Origin of the sequence: Micromonospora sp. NBC_01796 (assembly GCF_035917455.1) — a bacterium.
Taxonomy (GTDB): domain Bacteria; phylum Actinomycetota; class Actinomycetes; order Mycobacteriales; family Micromonosporaceae; genus Micromonospora_G.
Genome location: NZ_CP109078.1, coordinates 4,341,431 through 4,359,743 on the forward strand (window position 1 = coordinate 4,341,431; position 18,313 = coordinate 4,359,743).

At 69.9% G+C, this 18,313-nt stretch carries 22 protein-coding genes; 17 read left to right on the forward strand and 5 right to left on the reverse strand.

Annotated elements, in window-relative coordinates:
• Positions 1 to 98 precede the first annotated feature (98 nt).
• From OIE47_RS19995 to OIE47_RS20030, 8 genes are all read left to right on the forward strand, one after another.
• Complete coding sequence (locus OIE47_RS19995; RefSeq protein WP_326556072.1) at positions 99 to 1,373, forward strand: sensor histidine kinase; 1,275 nt, start codon at positions 99 to 101, stop codon at positions 1,371 to 1,373.
• Positions 1,357 to 1,818, forward strand: a complete 462-nt coding sequence (locus OIE47_RS20000) for a roadblock/LC7 domain-containing protein (RefSeq protein ID WP_326556073.1) — start codon at positions 1,357 to 1,359, stop codon at positions 1,816 to 1,818. The genes OIE47_RS19995 and OIE47_RS20000 overlap by 17 nt, the downstream gene beginning before the upstream one ends.
• A gap of 57 nt (positions 1,819 to 1,875) precedes the next feature.
• Complete coding sequence (locus OIE47_RS20005; RefSeq protein WP_326556074.1) at positions 1,876 to 2,220, forward strand: DUF742 domain-containing protein; 345 nt, start codon at positions 1,876 to 1,878, stop codon at positions 2,218 to 2,220.
• Positions 2,198 to 2,827: a GTP-binding protein gene (locus tag OIE47_RS20010; RefSeq protein WP_326556075.1), complete on the forward strand. Its 630-nt coding sequence runs from the start codon at positions 2,198 to 2,200 to the stop codon at positions 2,825 to 2,827. Before OIE47_RS20005 ends, OIE47_RS20010 begins: the two co-directional genes overlap by 23 nt.
• A 26-nt stretch (positions 2,828 to 2,853) precedes the next feature.
• A complete protein-coding gene (locus OIE47_RS20015; protein WP_326556076.1) occupies positions 2,854 to 4,089 on the forward strand; it encodes a styrene monooxygenase/indole monooxygenase family protein in 1,236 nt (411 codons plus the stop codon).
• 115 nt (positions 4,090 to 4,204) lie between these two features.
• The gene (locus tag OIE47_RS20020; protein WP_326556077.1) at positions 4,205 to 4,708 is read left to right on the forward strand and encodes a DinB family protein; all 504 of its coding nucleotides are present in this window, start codon (positions 4,205 to 4,207) and stop codon (positions 4,706 to 4,708) included.
• 93 nt (positions 4,709 to 4,801) lie between these two features.
• Positions 4,802 to 5,761: a VOC family protein gene (locus OIE47_RS20025; protein ID WP_326556078.1), complete on the forward strand. Its 960-nt coding sequence runs from the start codon at positions 4,802 to 4,804 to the stop codon at positions 5,759 to 5,761.
• A 47-nt stretch (positions 5,762 to 5,808) separates the two neighbouring features.
• On the forward strand, positions 5,809 to 6,561 hold the full coding sequence (locus OIE47_RS20030) for a class I SAM-dependent methyltransferase (RefSeq protein WP_326556079.1): 753 nt from the start codon (positions 5,809 to 5,811) through the stop codon (positions 6,559 to 6,561).
• 6 nt (positions 6,562 to 6,567) lie between these two features.
• Here the strand turns inward: OIE47_RS20030 and OIE47_RS20035 are convergent, their stop codons facing one another.
• Positions 6,568 to 7,848: an MFS transporter gene (locus OIE47_RS20035; RefSeq protein WP_326556080.1), complete on the reverse strand. Its 1,281-nt coding sequence runs from the start codon at positions 7,846 to 7,848 to the stop codon at positions 6,568 to 6,570.
• Positions 7,849 to 7,966: 118 nt separating this feature from the next.
• Here OIE47_RS20035 and OIE47_RS20040 point away from each other — a divergent pair, with 118 nt between their 5' ends.
• From OIE47_RS20040 to OIE47_RS20050, 3 genes are all read left to right on the forward strand, one after another.
• Entirely contained in the window at positions 7,967 to 8,872 is a 906-nt protein-coding gene (locus OIE47_RS20040; protein ID WP_326556081.1) for a LysR family transcriptional regulator, read from the forward strand.
• Between the two features lie 336 nt (positions 8,873 to 9,208).
• Positions 9,209 to 9,814, forward strand: coding sequence for a hypothetical protein (locus tag OIE47_RS20045; RefSeq protein WP_442792173.1), 606 nt, complete (start codon positions 9,209 to 9,211; stop codon positions 9,812 to 9,814).
• 167 nt (positions 9,815 to 9,981) lie between these two features.
• On the forward strand, positions 9,982 to 10,326 hold the full coding sequence (locus tag OIE47_RS20050) for a hypothetical protein (RefSeq protein ID WP_326556083.1): 345 nt from the start codon (positions 9,982 to 9,984) through the stop codon (positions 10,324 to 10,326).
• A 75-nt stretch (positions 10,327 to 10,401) separates the two neighbouring features.
• Here OIE47_RS20050 and OIE47_RS20055 read toward each other — a convergent pair whose 3' ends face one another.
• Both OIE47_RS20055 and OIE47_RS20060 read right to left on the reverse strand, forming a co-directional pair.
• Positions 10,402 to 10,863, reverse strand: a complete 462-nt coding sequence (locus tag OIE47_RS20055) for a nitroreductase/quinone reductase family protein (RefSeq protein WP_326556084.1) — start codon at positions 10,861 to 10,863, stop codon at positions 10,402 to 10,404.
• The gene (locus OIE47_RS20060; protein WP_326556085.1) at positions 10,860 to 11,321 is read right to left on the reverse strand and encodes a VOC family protein; all 462 of its coding nucleotides are present in this window, start codon (positions 11,319 to 11,321) and stop codon (positions 10,860 to 10,862) included. The genes OIE47_RS20055 and OIE47_RS20060 overlap by 4 nt, the downstream gene beginning before the upstream one ends.
• 92 nt (positions 11,322 to 11,413) lie before the next feature.
• Here OIE47_RS20060 and OIE47_RS20065 point away from each other — a divergent pair, with 92 nt between their 5' ends.
• Both OIE47_RS20065 and OIE47_RS20070 read left to right on the forward strand, forming a co-directional pair.
• Complete coding sequence (locus OIE47_RS20065) at positions 11,414 to 12,187, forward strand: TetR/AcrR family transcriptional regulator (protein ID WP_326556086.1); 774 nt, start codon at positions 11,414 to 11,416, stop codon at positions 12,185 to 12,187.
• Positions 12,188 to 12,489: 302 nt separating this feature from the next.
• Complete coding sequence (locus OIE47_RS20070; protein WP_442792174.1) at positions 12,490 to 13,095, forward strand: hypothetical protein; 606 nt, start codon at positions 12,490 to 12,492, stop codon at positions 13,093 to 13,095.
• Positions 13,096 to 13,181: 86 nt separating this feature from the next.
• On the opposite strand, the gene OIE47_RS20075 is transcribed toward OIE47_RS20070, so the two are convergent.
• Complete coding sequence (locus OIE47_RS20075) at positions 13,182 to 13,868, reverse strand: alpha/beta fold hydrolase (protein ID WP_326556088.1); 687 nt, start codon at positions 13,866 to 13,868, stop codon at positions 13,182 to 13,184.
• Between the two features lie 41 nt (positions 13,869 to 13,909).
• Positions 13,910 to 14,575, reverse strand: a complete 666-nt coding sequence (locus tag OIE47_RS20080; RefSeq protein ID WP_326556089.1) for a lysophospholipid acyltransferase family protein — start codon at positions 14,573 to 14,575, stop codon at positions 13,910 to 13,912.
• A gap of 99 nt (positions 14,576 to 14,674) precedes the next feature.
• On the opposite strand from OIE47_RS20080, the gene OIE47_RS20085 reads away from it, so the two are divergent.
• From OIE47_RS20085 to OIE47_RS20100, 4 genes are all read left to right on the forward strand, one after another.
• Entirely contained in the window at positions 14,675 to 15,343 is a 669-nt protein-coding gene (locus tag OIE47_RS20085) for a TetR/AcrR family transcriptional regulator (protein WP_326556090.1), read from the forward strand.
• 411 nt (positions 15,344 to 15,754) lie between these two features.
• Positions 15,755 to 16,360: a hypothetical protein gene (locus tag OIE47_RS20090; RefSeq protein WP_442792175.1), complete on the forward strand. Its 606-nt coding sequence runs from the start codon at positions 15,755 to 15,757 to the stop codon at positions 16,358 to 16,360.
• Between the two features lie 121 nt (positions 16,361 to 16,481).
• Complete coding sequence (locus OIE47_RS20095) at positions 16,482 to 17,651, forward strand: sensor histidine kinase (RefSeq protein WP_326556092.1); 1,170 nt, start codon at positions 16,482 to 16,484, stop codon at positions 17,649 to 17,651.
• A 2-nt stretch (positions 17,652 to 17,653) separates the two neighbouring features.
• Complete coding sequence (locus tag OIE47_RS20100; RefSeq protein WP_326563168.1) at positions 17,654 to 18,301, forward strand: response regulator transcription factor; 648 nt, start codon at positions 17,654 to 17,656, stop codon at positions 18,299 to 18,301.
• The last annotated feature ends 12 nt before the right edge of the window (positions 18,302 to 18,313 follow it).

Here is an 18,313-nt window from a genome sequence, read left to right on the forward strand (position 1 = left end):
ACTGATCCGGAAGAACAGGATATGTGCTGCTCAAAGGCTTGCCGATGAACCGGCCGGGTGGACTACGACGTCGGGTTGCCCGCTGGTTGGACCCGTCCGTGGACGACAGGTTCCCGCCCGGACCGACCGCGACGTACGACGTCACCACGCCCCCGCCCGTCCCCGTCCCGCCCGGTCCGGACACCGGCGCCGCGCGGGCCTGGCCGGCGCTCTGTGAACAGTTCGCGCTGCGGATCCTCTCCGCCGCCTACCAGACCGGTGGGCAGCTCGCGGCGGTCGAGGCGGACGAACAGGATCCGGGCCGGCTGGCCCAGTTCTACCGGATCGACCACGCCAACACCCGGATCCGGCGGCAGGCGGAGAACCTGCTGGTCCTGGCCGGTCGTACGGTCGACGACGCCGGACGTCAGATCACCTCGCTGCTGGACGTGGTACGGGCGGGGACCTCGGCGATCGAGCACTACCCCCGGGTACGCCTCGGCGTGATCGCCCATCTCGCCGTGGTCGACTTCGCGGCGGACGACGTGATCCGGGTGCTGACCGAGGTGCTCGACAACGCGACCCGGTTCTCCCCACCGGCCGCACCGGTGACCGTCTCGGCCCACCTGACCGAGGTGGGCAGCGTCCTGCTCCGGGTCGAGGACACCGGACTGGGCTTCGCCCCCGCGCAACTCGTGGACGTCAACAACATGCTGGCCAGTTCCGTACCGGTGACCGTGGCCGAGGCCACCGCCAGCCGGCTGGGCCTGCTGGTGGTGCAACGACTCGCCGCCGCGCACCGGATCGGCGTACGCCTGACCGCCCGACCCGGCGGCGGTACGACCGCCACTGTGCTGCTCCCCGCCGGACTGCTCTGCGAGATCCCGTCCGCCCCGGAGCCCCCACCCCGCCCGCTCCCGTCTCCCGGTCAACTCCCGCCCCCGTCCCCGGGTCAGCTCCCACCGCCTCCGCCGCTCGGTCAGGTGCCACCGCCTCCGCCGCTCGGTCAGCTTCCGCGCAACGGCAGCGACCCGTCCGGTCCCCGTATCGGCAGTGACCCGTCGGGTCAGCGTAACGGGAGTGACCCGTCCGGTCCCCGTAACGGGAGTGACCCGTCCGGTCAGCGCAACGGTCGTGGCCCGGCGGGTCAGCGCAACGGCGCCGGTGTGCCGGCGGCCGGTCCGGCCCGCAACAACCTGCCCCGGCGGGAACCGGCGAGTCTGCGCGGGGACATGCCGCCGCCCCGCCCCCTCGGACCGGGCGGCCCGACGGTCGGGTCCGACCAGCTCGCCTGGCCGGACGAGACGATCGACTTCGCCGCCGGATTCCGCGACGGCCGAGAACCGCACCCCGGCAACCGTTCTGAAGGACACCGTGATGACCAGCCCGCGTAACGACCTCTCCCGCCCGCCGGCAGTCCACTCCCCACAGGACTTCGCGTGGCTGATCGGCCGGTTCGCGGCCGAGACGTCCGGGGTGACGCACGCCCTGCTGGTCAGCCTGGACGGGCTGCAACTCGTCGCCTCCGAGGCCGTGCCCCGCGACCTCGGCGACCAGTTGGCCGCCCTGACCTCCGGGCTGCTCAGCATGGCCGACCGCAGTGCCGCCCTGCTCGACCTGGGGCTCTCCGAGTACCTCACGGTCCGCCTGCCCGGCGGGCACCTGCTGTTCATGCGGGTGGGCGACTCGGCCGGGCTCGCGGTCGCCGCCACCGCCGGCTGTGACCTGCGGGTGGTGGCGTACCAGATGACGAAGTTCGTGGGGGCGGTCGGTCACCTGCTCAGCCCGCAGATGCGCAGCGACCTGCAACGGCGTACCGCGAGCCAGGGCGCCGGCTGACCACCCCGTACCACCGCACGACCCCGACCGCGCACTCACGAGGGAGCGAACGCCACCGTGGCTACCGCACATTGGAAGGTGCGACCCTACGTGCTGACCGGCGGCCGTACCCGGACCCGGCAGCGTCTGCTCGTGCACACCCTCATCTCGGTGTCGTACTACGACCCACGGTTCGCCGCCGGTCTGCCGCCGGAGACCAGGTCCCTCTACGACCGGGCCCGCCGGACCACGTCGGTCGCCGAACTCTCGGCGTACTCCGGGATGCCGCTGGGGGTGACCCGCGTGGTCATCGACGACCTCGCCACCACCAACCGGTTGCAGGTCCACCCGGAGACCTACTCGTCCCCGTTCGACTCCCGGCTTCTGGAAAGACTCCGCGATGGCCTCCTACAGCTCGCCTGAGCGCCCCGTGCCGACCTCCGCGAAGATCGTCATCGCCGGTGGATTCGGGGTGGGCAAGACCACCCTCGTCGGGTCGATCTCGGAGATCCCGCCGGTCAACACCGAGGCATGGATGACCGCGGCGAGCGAGTCGGTGGACCGGCTCGACCCGGGCATCGACAAGACCACGACCACCGTGGCGATGGACTTCGGCCGGCGGACCGTCGCCGAGGACCTGGTCCTCTACCTCTTCGGTACGCCCGGCCAGGCGCGGTTCTGGCCGATGTGGGACGACCTGTGCCGGGGTGCGGTGGGTGCCATGGTCCTGGTCGACACCCGAAGGCTGGACGTGTCGTTCGCGGCGGTCAACTACTTCGAACAGGACAGCACCCTGCCGTTCGTGGTCTGCGTCAACCTCTTCGACGGCCGGCTCACCCACCAGTTGGCCGACGTACGCCGGGCGTTGGCGCTCGGCCCGGACGTGCCGGTGATCACCTGCGACGCCCGGGACGCCGGCTCGGTCGCCCGTGCCCTGCTCGCCGTCGTGGAGCACACCATCCGGCGTACGGGCGGCGGCACCCCGACCGGCCGCCTCACCGCCCTCGCCCCCGCTTCCGCCCACCGATAGAGCCCTACCACCCCTCGGGAGAAACGATGCGGAAAATCCTGATCGTCGGCGCCGGACAGTCCGGCCTGCAGCTCGGTCTCAGCCTGCTCGCCGAGGGCTACCAGGTGACCGTGATGTCGGCGCGTACCCCGGAGGAGATCCGCGAGGGCTGGGTGATGAGCACCCAGGCGATGTTCCACCAGGCCCTGCAGACCGAGCGCGCGTACGGGCTGAACCTCTGGGAGGACAGGGCACCCCGGATCGCCGGGTTGCACGTCTCGCTCTCCGCGCCTCCCGGCACCCGGGCGTTGAGCATCGTCGCCCCGCTCGACGAACCGGGGCAGAGCACCGACCAGCGGCTGAAGATGGCGGCCTGGCTGGAGCTGTTCGAGGAGCGCGGCGGGATCGTCCACTACCAGGGGGTCACCACCGCCGACCTGGACGGGCTCACCCGGATCGGCCGGTACGACCTGACCGTGGTCGCCGCCGGCAAGGGTGAACTCGTCGGCGTCTTCGACCGCGACACCGCCCGTTCGCCGTACGCCGCCCCGCAGCGCGGCCTGGCGGTGTCGTACGTGCACGGGCTGGCCCCGGACCCCCGGTACCCGGCGCCGAGCGTCGGCTTCAACGCCGTACCCGGGTTGGGGGAACTGTTCGTGATCCCGGCCCTGACCCGCACCGGACCGTGCGACATCCTGTTCTGGGAGGCGGTCCCGGATGGTCCCCTGGACCTGTGGCAGGAGCGTCTCGACCCGGCCGAGCAGCTCAAGCTCACCGTCGAGCTGGCCCGCCGCTACACCCCCTGGGTGTACGACCGCTGCGCCGACGTCGAACTCACCGACGCCCGCGCCACCCTCTCCGGCCGGTACACCCCGACCGTCCGGCACCCGGTCGCCGAGTTGCCCTCCGGTGGGCTGGTGCTGGGCATGGCCGACGTGGTCATCTCCAACGACCCGATCACCGGCCAGGGGAGCAACACTGCGGCGAAGTGCGCCGCCGCGTACGTGGAGGCGATCGTCCGGCACGGCGACCAGCCGTTCGACCGGGCCTGGATGGAACGGACCTTCGCCGACTTCTGGGACCGGACCGGTGCGTCGGTGACCGACTGGACCAACGCGATGCTGGCGCCGCTGCCCGAGCACGTACAGCAGATCCTCGGTACCGCGGCGAACAACCCGACGGTGGCCCGCCGGTTCGCCAACGGCTTCTCCGACCCCGCCGACTTCTCCGACTGGCTGATGGACCCGGCCAGGACCGCCGCCTACCTGACCGCCGTCGCCTGACCGGCCGCCGTTGCCCGACCTCGACGGAAGGGCCCCTTTTATCGTCTTCTGTAGAGGAAGGGGCCCCTGCCGACACGGGACAGTCGGGGACGGGTCGGCGCGGTTAGCGTGGGGCATGGAGACGATGCCGCTCACCCCGCCGTTCGGCCCGGAACTCGTCGTCACCGCCGACGAGCGTCGGGTGCTGGAAGAATTTCTCGACTTCTACCGCCGGGTCATCGTGACCAAGCTGCATGAGGTGCCGGACGCCGACGCCAAGCGCCGCCACGTGCCGTCCGAGACCACGCTCGCCGGGGTGCTCCGGCACATGTCGGTGGTGGAACGGAACTGGTTCCAGCACCACCTGGCCGGGCAGCCCACCCCGGCCGCCGACGCCGACGGTGGCTGGTCGGTCGAGCACACCACGATGGCGGAACTCCTGGAGGACTACACGCGGGAGTGTGCCCGGTCCCGCGCGACCGCCGCCGGGTACACCCTCGACGACACCGGCACCCACGACCAGCTCGGGGTGGTGTCGCTGCGCTGGATCTACGTCCACATGATTGACGAGACCGCCCGGCACGCCGGCCACATCGACATCCTGCGTGAGCTCACCGACGGGTCCACCGGTTCCTGGTGACGGCCGGGTGGCGCGTCCGGCCCGTTGGTCAGATGCGCCACATCCACCGTCGACGGCAACCATCGGAGACCACCGCGGTCTATAACTGAGCAGGTGGACGGGGACGCGCGACTCTCGGCGGAGGAATTCCTGCGGACGCGGGGCACGGAGGAGATCACCCATCCGGGCGGGACCCTCTACGACCACCTGTGCCGGGTCGCGGACCGGCTCGTCGCCTGGGGTGCGCCGCCCGATGTCCAACTGGCCGGGCTCTGCCACGCCACCTACGGCACCGACGGATTCGACAACGCCCTGCTGGCGCCCTCCGACCGGGCCACCCTGGCCGAGGTGATCGGCCAGGACGCCGAGGCCCTGGTCTACCGGTACGGATCCGGTGACCGTCGCGCCGTCTATCCCCGGCTCGGTGAACCCGGCCCGGTGCCGTTCACGGACCGGTTCACCGGTCGGGTGGACCAGCCGACCGAGGCGGAACTGCGCGCCTTCGTGGAGATCACGGTCGCGAACGAACTCGACGTACTGGCCCACAACCCTGCCCTGGCGGCCGAGCACGGCGGTGCGCTGTGGCGGCTGTTCAGCCGGGTCCGGTCCCGGATGTCGCCCGCCGCCTGGCAGTCCTGCCAGCACCTGTTCGACGACAACGGGGACTGGGCCGGGGAGCGGCCGATCGCGGCGGTCCAGATCGACGTACTCGACCATCTGGTGCTGACGGTGGCCGACCTCGACCGTACGGTCGACTTCTACCGGCGGGCCCTGGGCATGCGTCCGGTGACCTTCGGTGCCGGCCGGCGTGCCCTGGCCTTCGGCACCAGCAAAATCAACCTGCACCAGCTCGGGGCGGAGTTCACCCCGCGTGCCGCGCACGCCACACCGGGCAGCGCCGACCTCTGCTTCGTCACCGGTACACCGCTGACCGAGGTGCTCGCCCACCTGGCCCGTGAAGGGGTGCCGGTCGAACTGGGACCGGTGTCGCGTACCGGGGCGATGGGGGAGATGAACAGCATCTACCTGCGTGATCCGGACGGCAATCTGATCGAGGTCAGCAACTACCCGTAGCCGGCGAACCAGTCCGGGAAGACGACCGGTCCCGGAAGGGGAAACCGATGGCACGGATGGAGTACGCCGCCCCGCAGGCCGACGCGTTCGCCGCGAACCGGCACCTGGGCCCCGACGCGGTCGCGCACTGGCGGCCCGCCGTCGCCCGGCACCTGCGACCCCGGCCCGGAATGCGGCTGCTGGACCTGGGCGCAGGCACCGGCACCTGGGCCCGTACCTTCGCCGGCTGGTACGGGGTGGACGTGATCGCGGTGGAGCCGTCGGCCGAGATGCGGGCCCGCTGTGTACACCCCGATCCGCTGGCCGGGGACGCCGCCGCCGTACCCCTGCCCGCCGCGTACGTCGACGGGGGCTGGATGTCGACGGTCATCCACCACGTACCGGACCTGACCGCCGCCGCGGTCGAGTTGCGCCGGGTGCTCCGCCCCGGCGCGCCCCTGCTGATCCGTTCGGCGTTCGCCGGGCGGCACGAGCAGATCAACCTGTTCCGGTACTTCCCCGAAGCGGTCCGGATCCTGGACAGCTATCCGAGCGTGGCGGGGGTCTGCTCGGCCTTCGGCGCGGCGGGTTTCGGGTTCGTCGCGCTCGAACAGGTGCCGCAGGTGAGCGCCGCCTCGCTGGCCGTGGCGGCGGCCGAGTTGCGCCGGGCGGCGCACACCCCGTTGCAACTGATCACCGACGCGGAGTACGAGGCCGGTCTCGACCGGCTGCGGGCGGCGGCCCGGTCGGCCGGTCCGACCGACGCGCCCGTGGTCGACCGGCTCGACCTGCTGGTGCTGCGCCGCTCCGGGAAGCCCTGACCGGTGTCACCGCCCGGCGGTGGCCATCGGCCGGGCGGCCGTCGTGGCCGGGGTCGGGACGGCCAGCAGCCGGCGGGCGACCGCCAGAGCCCCGACCGCAACGAGTACGGCGAAGCCGAGCAGCGCCACCCGGGCACTGACGTGCTGCAACGCGATCCCGATCCCGATCACCGGTACGGACAGCGCGAGGTAGCCGGCGAGGAAGAGCCCGGCCAGCGCCTCCGCCCGGCTCTCCGGGCTGGCGATGGCGACCACGGTGCCGAGGGTGCCCCTGAACATCGCCCCGGCCCCGGCACCGGTCAGCACCCCACCGGCGAGGAAGACGCCCAGGCTGGGTGTCGGTAGCCAGGCGGCGAGTACGAGCAGCCCGATGCCGATCAGCAGGCCGACCATCCCGGTCGCCAGGCTGCGCCGGATCGACCAGTTCGGGGTGGTCAACTGGACCACCACACCGGCGCCGAAGACGAGGAAGATCGCCGCACCGGCGAGCGCCCGGGACGGGTGGTGCAGGGTGCCGGCGAGGAACGTGCCGGAGAGTCCGGCGAGCAGCCCGAGTCCGCTGAAGGCGATGAACGCGCCGGCCAGGGCGGCGTAGAACCGGCTCCGGGCGGCGGCCGGAATCGAGATCCGTTGCGTCCGGTAACGCGGGCGGGGGTTCGGCAGCTCCCGGCTGTCCGGCGACAGCAGTACGCCGACCAGGGCCACCGCCAGGACGACGAGCAGCACCGCGTACGGCAGCCGCAGCGGCTGGGGGGCGTACTCGGCGAGCAGGCCGGCGAGCAGTGGTCCGAGGCCGAGGCCGCCGAGGTTGGCGGTGGAGGCGACGAGTTGCGCCCGCCGGGGCGAGGCGTCCGGCCGGTGTGCCCGGTGCAGTTCTGCCAGCCATGCCGTGGCGGTGGCGGTCACCACCCCGACGGAGAGGCCGCTGAGCACCCGGGCGACGAAGAGGCCGGGCAGTTCCGGCCAGATCAGGAAGACAATGGCGCTGAGTGCGCTGACCGCGACCGCGGGGGCCAGCATCCGGCGCCGGCCGTGCCAGTCGGAGATGTGTCCGGCGGTGAAGACGGTGACCACGATCCCGGCGGCGTAGGCCGCGTAGATCAGGGTGACGGTGAACGTCGAGAAGTGGTCCTGTTGCTGGTAGAGCGGGTACAGCGGGGACGGCAGGGTGCCGAGCGCCATCACCGCCAGGAAGGCGAGCGCGACCGCCCAGAAGCCTCGGCCGTGCGCCCGCGCCGATGCACGGACGGTCGGTCGGGCGAAGAGGTTCAAGCTGGTTGTGGACATGTCTCGGGTGCACCTGTCTGAAGCCGTTCCTGGTCAGCTCCGATGGTGATCCGGAAAGTCATCACCAGCCACGAAGAAAACTTCTATCCATCATCTTGATCCGTGATAAACACGGGGGATGGAACTCCGGCACCTCGCCACCTTCACCGCCGTGGCCGAGGAGGGCAGCTTCACCAGGGCCGCCGAGCGGCTCCGGGTGGTCCAGTCCGCCGTCTCCGCCGCCGTACGCAACCTGGAGCGGGAACTCGGCGTACCGCTGTTCGAACGGACCACCCACCGGGTCCAGTTGACCGACGCCGGCCGGCTCCTCCTGCCGGAGGCCCGGCGTACCCTCGCCGCCGCGGCGGGCGCCCGCGAGGTGGTCGACCAGCTCCGTGGCGGCCTGCGCGGGACCGTACGGCTGGGGATGATGCAGGCCCAGCGCGCCTCGACGGTCAGCGTGGCCCGCCTCCTCGCGGCGTTCCGCGCCGAACATCCCGGTGTCGACGTCGAGCTACGGGTCGGTGCGAGTGCCGCGCACGCCGCCGACCTGCGCAGCGGTCGACTCGACCTGGCGTACCTGGCGCTGCCCGCCGGGTCGGCCGCCGGGCTGACCCTGGTCCCGCTGGAGGCAGAGACCATGCCGCTGGTCTGCCCGCCCGAACATCCGCTCGCCGACCGCACCGACGTCGAACTCGTCGACCTGGCCGACGAGACGTTCGTCGACACCCCGCCCGACTGGGGGAACCGGATCGCCACCGACCGGGCGTTCGCCGCCGCCGAGGTACGCCGGACCGTCCGCTACGAGGTGGGTGACCTGGGCAGCGTCCTCGACTTCGTGCAGTACCGGCTGGCCGTGGCGATCATGCCGGCGGCGCGGATCAGCACCGACTCCGACCTGCGCCTGATCCCCATTCGGCAGCACGCGCCGGTCTTCCGTACGTCGATCGCGGCCCCGACCGACCGCCGGCTCGGCGCACCCGCCCGCGCCCTGCTAGCCACCGCCCAACGCCAACGCACCCCCGACTCCCCACCGACCCCATAACCGGACACCGGCCTCATTCAGTGAATGAGTGGCTATCTCGTCGTGGATAGCCCCTCTTTCTCTACATGAGGGTTGACGCCTGCGTCGTGTGTCGGGTGTGCGAGGTTTTTGGGCTTGATCAACTCTCGTTGGGGGGGCCGTTGGCGGAATGCCGGGGGGCCCGGGGCGGTTATACATCGCGTACGAGCGGAGCAGCGCCGGGGCAGTGATCGCCTCGCCTCGTGTGTGCTGTGGCCTCGTACTTCTTCCCGAGTGCAGCGCCGTTTTCCCCCTGTGTGCGCGTGCTCGGAACCCCCGATTGGAAGGTGAACCATCGTGAAGACGACTTTCACCGGTATTACTGAGACTTCGTTTGTTCGTAAGACTGCTCTGGGTGTTGCCAGCCTGGCGTTTGTTGGTGGCGCGGTGGCGGGGCCTGTGGGTCACGCGTTCGCGTCCCCGGCCGAGCACGCCGCTCCGGCGATGACCACGGTCGCGCAGGTCACGGCCGACAAGCCGGCCATGGACAAGCTGATCCCGCACGGTACTCAGGGTGCGCAGTCGAGCATTGACCTGAGCAAGGACCAGCTTGCTAACGCCAAGGCCATCACGGAGACGGCGAAGAAGTTGGGTATGGGTGAGCGTGGTGCCGTGATCGCGGTTGCTACCTCGATGCAGGAGTCGAAGTTGGAGAACCTGGGTCATCTGGGTGACATGAACGACCACGACTCGCTGGGTCTGTTCCAGCAGCGGCCCAGCTCGGGTTGGGGTACGCCTGAGCAGATCACCGACCCGACCTACGCCTCGACCGCCTTCCTGAGCAACCTGAAGCAGGTTGACGGGTGGCAGGACATGCCGCTGACCGACGCGGCGCAGAAGGTTCAGGTGTCGGCGTTCCCGGATGCGTACGCGCAGTGGGAGAACCAGGCCGCGCACATCGTGCAGGACGTCTGGACCAAGTAAGCAACAGGCCGATGGCCGGGTCCCCGAAGTTTGGGGACCCGGCCATCGGCGTCTGCGACGTCGGCGGAACTCCTCCGACGGGGGACGGTGTTCAGCCCGTAATGATCTTGTCGAGGTCTCCGTCGGCCCCTAGGGTGCAGTTGATCAAAAACCACCTCGGGGGAATCATGTTTGACGCGTACACCTTCCTGCTCATGCTCAGTGGACTCCTGCTCATCGCCATCGGTGCGACGTTCGGCGGCCAGAGCATCGGGTCCCGCCTGCTGAGTGTCGCGGTCGGTATCGGGTTCTTCGGCTACGGCTTCTACCTGGAGTTCCTGTTCGAGGGCGGGACCTACCGGGTCTTCTTCTTCGCCTTCGTCTTCCCGGTGCTGCTCACCATCCGCGCGATCAAGGAGCGGCAGGAGACCCGGGCCGCCGAGGCTGCCCAAGCTGCGCAGGCCGCCAGGCTGGCCGCCGAGCGCGACCAGCCGGGGTACGTGTCGCAGGAGGTTCCGCAGGAAGGTCGCTGACCGCTCCTGCGGAGACTCGGCAGTCCGAACCCGCAATGTCCTGAGAGGGGCCATCCCAACCCGGACGGCCCCTCTTCAGATCTTCGCGCGGCTCAGCCGAACCACCGGGATGTCGCGCGGCGTACCTCGTTGGTACGTGTCCCAGCGGGCGAACACCTCCGTCAGGTGTGGCCACACACGAGCCTTCTCTTCGGCTGACAGTCGCTCGGCGTACGCGGGGAAGCGCTCTGTCCCTACCCGGAGCCGTACCTCGGGGTTCTCCTCCAGGCATCGAACCCAGAGCGGATCGGTGTCCTTGCCGCTGTTGGAGGCGACGACCAGGTACGACTCCGCGTCCCGTCCGTAGATCAGGACCGTGCGGTGCCAGGCGCCACTGCGGCGGCCCCGGTAGTCCAGGAGCAGGCACGGCGATCCGTGGATGGTGGTCGCCCGGGTTCCACCCGACTCCTCGTACGCCCGTGCCTGCTTGGCCACCCACGCGACCGGGCTGATCCGTACCGCCTCGTCTGACTGGGAGGCGATGGGGGGCTGGCTCATGCGACCGGGAACCAGTTCGCCCGTACGGCAGCGAAGCCGTCCTCGGGTATCCCGTCGGCCAGTGGTTGGGAGAACTCCCAGACGTAGCCGTACGGATCGATGCACTCGAAGACGCGATCACCCCACGCCTCGTCCATCGGTTCCGTGGTGATGGTGCAGCCGGAGGTCCGGCAGTAGTCGTAGCTCGCCTCGAGGTCGTCGACGGCGAGCCCGATGGCGACGCCGAGCCCCCGTGGTCCGACCTGGGTCCGGCGTTCCCGTTCGGTGTCGGGGAAGGGCATGCCCACCAGGGCGTCGACGATCAGGTGCACCTCTCCGCGCTGGAGGATCGTCATCACCGGACGGCCGGTCGGGTCCGGCACGGTACCCACCTCGTCGAACCCGAAGCCGCGGTAGAACCGTGCGGCTCGCTCGACGTCGGCGACCCGCAGGCCCACCCGGAATGTTGCTGCGACCATGCGACGCTCCTCTCTCCCCGCAACCCAACGAGTTTGGGTACGTCGTACGCAAACTTATTTGGGTACGGTATACGCAAACAAGGGAGCTGTCCATGGCTACTGCCCCCCAGGAGCGGTCGAACCTGGTACGGACCTTCGAGTTGCTGTGGAACCTGCGGGAGCACTCGGGCCTGGGCCGCAAGGCCGGGCTCACCGTCGACCAGATCACCTCGGCCGCGATCGAGGTCGCCGACGCCGAGGGCCTGGACAGCTTCTCGATGCGAGCGGTCGCGGACCGGCTCGGTGTCGGGGCGATGTCGCTCTACCGGCACGTACCCGGCAAGGAGGAACTGCTCGACATCATGGTCGACCGGGTCTGCGCCGAGGTCCGCTACGACAACGAGGGCCCCGCGAGCCCCGGTGACTGGCGTACGCGCCTGGAGCACATCGCCCGATCCAACCGCGCGATGATCGAGCGTCACCCGTGGCTGTTGCGACTCTTCCCGCGACGGCCACCGCAGGGACCGGGCGTGCTCGCGAAGTACGAGGCTGAACTGCGAGCCGTCGAGGGGATCGGTCTGACCGACGTCGAGATGGATTCCGCGCTCGCCCTACTCCTCGGCTACGTCCGGGACGCCACCGCCGGCGTACTGGAGTGGAAAACGGTGTCGGAGCGGACCGGGCAGAGCGATGACGAGTGGTGGATGACCATCGGCCCGCTGCTGGATCGGGTCCTTGTCAGCGAGCGCTATCCCCTCGCGATGCGCGTGGGCACCGCAGCCAGCGAACACTACAAGGGCGTCCACGACCCGGAGTACACCTACGAGTTCGGCCTACAACGCGTACTCGACGGCATCGAGGCGTTCGTACGCACGGGGCGCGAATAGGGATCTCCGCGACGCGAGCGTCAATCTCCCGGCCTCCATCCGAACGGTTGGGGCCCGTGTCGGGTGTGCGAGGTTTTTGGGCTTGATCAACTCGCGTCGGGGGCGGGTTCGCGGAATGCCGGGGGGCCCGGGGCGGTTATACATCGCGTACGACCGGAGCAGCGCCGGGGCAATGATCGCCTCGCCTCGTGTGTGCTGTGGCCTCGTACTTCTTTCCCCGAGCGCCAGCGCCTCCCCCTGTAGGCGCGCGTCGGGTACCCCCGATTGGAAGGTGAACCATCGTGAAGACGACTTTCACCGGTATTACTGAGACTTCGTTTGTTCGTAAGACCGCTCTGGGTGTTGCCAGCCTCGCGTTTGTTGGTGGCGCTGTGGCCGGTCCTGTGGGTCACGTGTTCGCGTCCCCGGCCGAGCACACCGCTCCGGCGATGACCACGGTCGCGCAGGTGACGGCTGACAAGCCGGCCATGGACAAGCTGGTCCCGCACGGTACTCAGGGTGCGCAGTCGAGCATCAAGCTCGACAAGGAGCAGACCGACAACGCCAAGGCCATCACGGAGACGGCGAAGAAGTTGGGTATGGGTGAGCGTGGTGCCGTGATCGCGGTTGCTACCTCGATGCAGGAGTCGAAGCTGGAGAACCTGGGTCACCTGGGTGACATGAACGACCACGACTCGCTGGGTCTGTTCCAGCAGCGCCCGTCCTCGGGTTGGGGTTCTCCGGAGCAGATCACGGACCCGACCTACGCCTCGACCGCCTTCCTGAGCAACCTGAAGCAGGTTGATGGTTGGCAGGACATGCCGCTGACCGACGCGGCGCAGAAGGTTCAGGTGTCGGCGTTCCCGGATGCGTACGCGCAGTGGGAGAACCAGGCCGCGCACATCGTGCAGGACGTCTGGACCAAGTAAGCAAGTAAGCAGGTACGGACAGCGAAAACGGAAGCCGGGTCCCCGTCACGGGGGCCCGGCTTTTCGCGTACCCGGAAGTTTTGGGGTCAGGGCGTACCCAGAAAGGCCCGGACCTCGGCGCTGAACTGCGCCGGTCGGGTGGCATGGACCTGGTGTCCGGCCGGGATGGTGACCAGGCGACCGGCCGGAAGCCGCTCGGCCATGACCGCGATCTGCTCCTGCGGCAGGTGGCTGGTCGGTCCACCGGCGATGACGAGGGTCGGCGCGACGATCCGCGACAGGGCCGCCGCCCAACTCGGGTCGGGCGCGTTGAGCTGGGTGATGACCGCCGGGCGCACCGCCCAGTCGTAGGGCACCGGCTGGTCCGGGCGTTGCGGCATGGTCAGGCCCAGTGGGATCGGCGGCGGCGTCTCCTCCAGCACCAACGCCTCGACCCGATCGGGATGTGCGGCGGCGAAGAGGTACGCCACCACGCCGCCGAGCGAGTGCCCGACCAGCGTCACCCGGTCGAGGCCCAGACCCTGAAGGAATCCGAGCAGGTCATCGCGCATCAGCTCGACCGAGTACCGGCCGGGTTGGTCACTGCGCCCGTGGCCGCGCAGGTCGAGCGTGTAGACCCGCCACCGGTCGGCGAAGTCGCTCGACACCTCGTCCCAGGTCGACCCGTCCCCGCCGCCGCCGTGCAACAACACCATCGGCGGGGAGCCGAGTTCTCCGATGACGCGGTAGCCAAGGTGTACGTTGCCGACGTCGAGGAGCCGATGGTCAGTCACGCCCGGAGGCTAGCAACGTACGGGTTCCAGCGCTGGCCGGATCACACCCGGCTCGGGTCGTTGTAACCGGGGGCGTACTCCTGGCCGGAGAGCGCGCCGATGGCCTGGACGATCTCGTCGGTCGCCCGGCGTCGGTCGGACGCCGACGTCGCCTCGCCGTAGTCGGGGCCGAAGTGCAGTGGGGTGCCGAACCGGATCGTCACCCGGCTGAGCCTCAGCAGCTTCTTGCCGACCGGCTGGATCCGTTCGGTGCCCTTGAGGGCAACCGGTACGACGGGTGCCCGTGCGGTCAGCGCCAGCCACCCCACACCGACCCGGCCACGGTAGAGCCGGCCGTCGACGGAACGGGTGCCTTCGGGGTAGATCCCGAAGGCGTCACCGGCGCCGAGCACCTCCAACGCCGCGTCGAGTGACGCCTGCGCGGCGCGGTTGGCTCCGCGCTGCACCGGTACGGAGCCGATCGTGAGGAAGAACCAGCGGACTACCCGTCCCTTGAGTCCTCGACCGTGGAAGTACTCCGCCTTGGTCAGGAACACCACGCGCCTGGGTGCCATCAGCGGGATGATGATGCTGTCGAAGAACGACAGATGGTTGCTGGCGAGGATCACCGGTCCCTGGGCCGGTACGTTCGACCGGCCCTCGATGACGGGCCGGAAGAAGAGTCGGACCAGTGGAATCAGCAGCAGTCTGGCGATCCGGTAGAGCACGCAGGCTCCCATCAACGGCGTGGCGGACGGTGGTGTCAGGGACTATAGCGTCCGAACGGTCGTACGCTAAAGGGGTCGCTGATCGCTATAGTGAGCGCCGTGAGCCCGCGTCGATCCAGCACCGAAGCCGGTCGAACCCGCGCCGCAATCCTGGCCCGTGGCGTGGCGGTCGCCTCGGTCGAGGGCCTGGAAGGACTCACCATCGGTCGGCTCGCGACCGACCTCGGGCTGAGCAAGTCCGGGCTGCTGGGCCACTTCGGCTCCAAGGAGTCCCTCCAGCTGGCGGTCGTCGACACGGCCGCGGAAATCTTCTTCCGCGAGACAGCCGACCACGCCATCGGTGCCGCACCGGGGCTGCCGCGTCTGCGTGCCATGTGCGAGGCGTGGATTTCCCACCTGGAGCGCGAGGTGTTTCCGGGAGGCTGCTTCTTCACCGCCGCCGCCAGCGAGTACGACGACCGCAACGGTCCCGTACGCGACGCCGTCGCCGGGCTCGTCGGGCTGTGGGAACGCGACCTGCGTCTACACGTACGCCTGGCGGTGGAGACGGGTGATCTGCCCGCCGGCACCGACCCGGACCAGGTGGTGTTCGAACTGGTCGGTCAGATGCTCGCGCTCAACCACACCCTCCGGCTGCACCGGGACCGGGGCGGGTTCGCCCGCGCCCGCCGGGCGATGGCCCGGCTGCTCGGTCAACCCGAAGCCACCATCGCCGCGCCCTCGCCCGATGCGGCGCATCCCGGCCGTACGCCGGTCGCCTCCGCCTGACGACCCGAAACGTCCCAGCCACTCCAGGACTCCGCCCCGAACCCCACCCCCGGCACCCGGGACCCGCCCCCCGAAACCTCGCACCGAACACTTTCAGTGAATGAGTGGTTATGCCGTCGTGGATAGCCCCTCTTTCTCTACATGAGGGTGGACGCCTGCGTCGGGTGTCGGGTGTGCGAGGTTTTTGGGCTTGATCAACTCTCGTTGGGGGGGCCGTTCGCGGAATGCCGGCGGGCCCGGGGCGGTTATACATCGCGTACGACCGGAGCAGCGCCGGGGCAGTGATCGCCTCGCCTCGTGTGTGCTGTGGCCTCGTACTTCTTTCCCCGAGCGCCAGCGCCTCCCCCTGTAGGCGCGCGTCGGGTACCCCCGATTGGAAGGTGAACCATCGTGAAGACGACTTTCACCGGTATTACCAAGACTTCGTTCGTTCGTAAGACTGCTCTGGGTGTTGCCAGCCTGGCGTTTGTTGGTGGCGCGGTGGCGGGGCCTGTGGGTCACGCGTTCGCGTCCCCGGCCGAGCACACGGCCCCGGCGATGACCACGGTCGCACAGGTCACGGCCGACAAGCCGGGCATGGACAAGCTCATCCCGCACGGTACTCAGGGTGCCCAGTCGAGCATTGACCTGAGCAAGGACCAGCTTGCTAACGCCAAGGCCATCACGGAGACGGCGAAGAAGTTGGGTATGGGTGAGCGTGGTGCCGTGATCGCGGTTGCTACCTCGATGCAGGAGTCGAAGCTGGAGAACCTGGGTCATCTGGGTGACATGAACGACCACGACTCGCTGGGTCTGTTCCAGCAGCGGCCCAGCTCGGGTTGGGGTACGCCTGAGCAGATCACCGACCCGACCTACGCCTCGACCGCCTTCCTGAGCAACCTGAAGCAGGTTGACGGGTGGCAGGACATGCCGCTGACCGACGCGGCGCAGAAGGTTCAGGTGTCGGCGTTCCCGGATGCGTACGCGCAGTGGGAGAACCAGGCCGCGCACATCGTGCAGGACGTCTGGACCAAGTAAGCAAGTACGAACAGCGAAAACGGAAGCCGGGTCCCCGTCACGGGGGCCCGGCTCTTCGCGTACCCGCAATCATGGGGTCGTGTCCTGGACGGCGGACAGGCCGCCGGACATACTCGGCGGCGTGTGCCGGTCCCGTGCCATCGTGGTCGACGCGGCGTTCGCCGGAGCGATCTTCGCGGCCTGCGTTCCACCGTTGCTGGTCAACAACTCACCCTGGTGGGGTTACCCGTTGGCGGCCGGCACATCGTTGCCGCTGATCTGGCGTCGGCGGGTGCCGTTCGTGGTGGGGGTCGTCGTCGGTGTGGCGGCGATCGGGTACGCACGGGTGCCGGAGATGCCGCAGGCGATGCCGTACGCCGTGCTCGTCGCCACCTACACGATCGCCGAGCGCGGTACGCGTTGGCAACGGTGGACCACCCTGGTCGCCGGCCCGCTCGGTGTGCTCGCCTCGACCAACTCCCTGCCGGACGCGTTGTTCAGTTACCAGTTCCCGATCCTGTTGAGCCTGAGCGCGTACGGCCTGGGAGCCGCCGCGCGAACCCGGCGCCGCTACGCCGAGGTGCTGGAGGACCGGGCCCGTCACCTGGACCGCGCCCGCGATGCCGAGACACGGCAGGCTGCGGCGGCCGAGCGGGAGCGGATCGCCCGCGAGATGCACGACATCCTGGCGCACGCGGTGAGCCTGATGGTCGTGCAGGCAGAGGCGGGGCCGGTGGTGGTCCGCTCCGACCCGGCGCGGGCGGAGGCCGCGTTCGAGGCGATCGGGCAGGCGGGCCGGCGTGCGATGACCCAACTGCGCTGGTTGCTGCGCGGTGTGGGCGATCCGGTGGACGGGGAGTCGCGGCCGTGCATCGCGAACGTGCCCAGGTTGGCGGGCGAGGTCGGCCGGACCGGGCTCGCGGTGTCGCTCACCGTCGCAGGTGAGGCCCGCCAGGTGTCCACCGAGGTGGACGTCGCCGCGTACCGGATCGTCCAGGAGGCCCTCACCAACGCGCTGCGGCACGCGGACGCGACCACCGTGTCGATCCGCCTGCTGTGGGGGGCCGGGGACGTCGAGGTGATGGTCGCCGACGACGGCCACGGGCTGTCGGTGCCGTCGGGCCGGCGGCCCGACGTGGCCGCCACCGGCCGGGGACTGGCCGGCATCAGCGTGCGGGCGGCGGCCTGCGGTGGCGTCGCGACGACCGGTCCCGGTCCGGGCGGGCGTGGTTTCACCGTGTACGCCAAACTGCCGGCACCGGTCGTGCCGGACCCGGTGGTGCGAAAGCCGAGGGTGGAGGCGCAGACGTGAGCATGATCCGGGTGGTGGTCGCCGACGACCAGGAACTGGTCCGGAGCGGGTTCGCGATGATCCTCGACGCGCAGCCGGACATGGAGGTGGTCGCCGAGGTCGGCGACGGGACGGCGGCGGTGGCGGCGGCGCGACTGCACCGGGCAGACGTGGTGCTGATGGACATCCGGATGCCGGGCATCGGTGGCATCGCGGCGACCCGGCGGGTGTGTACGGAAACCTCCGCCCAGGTGGTCGTGCTGACCACCTACGACATCGACGAGTACGTCTACGACGCGCTGCGGGCCGGCGCCAGCGGCTTCCTGCTCAAGGACCTCCGCCGGGACGACCTCGTCCACGCCGTCCGGGTGGTGGCCGGCGGGGAGGCGTTGCTGGCGCCCTCGGTCACCCGACGTCTGATCGCCGACGTGGTCCGGACCCGGGGCCGACCGACACCCGCGAACGCCCTGGACGTGCTCACCGCCCGCGAGCGGGAAACCCTGGTCCTGCTCACCCGGGGGCTGTCGAACGCGGAGATCGCCGCCGTCCTGACGGTCAGCGAGAGCACCGTGAAGAGCCACGTCAGCAGTGTGTTGATGAAGCTCGGACTGCGCGACCGGGTGCAGGCGGTCATCCGTGCGTACGAGACGGGACTGGTTTCTCCGTCCTAGGACCAGTGCGCC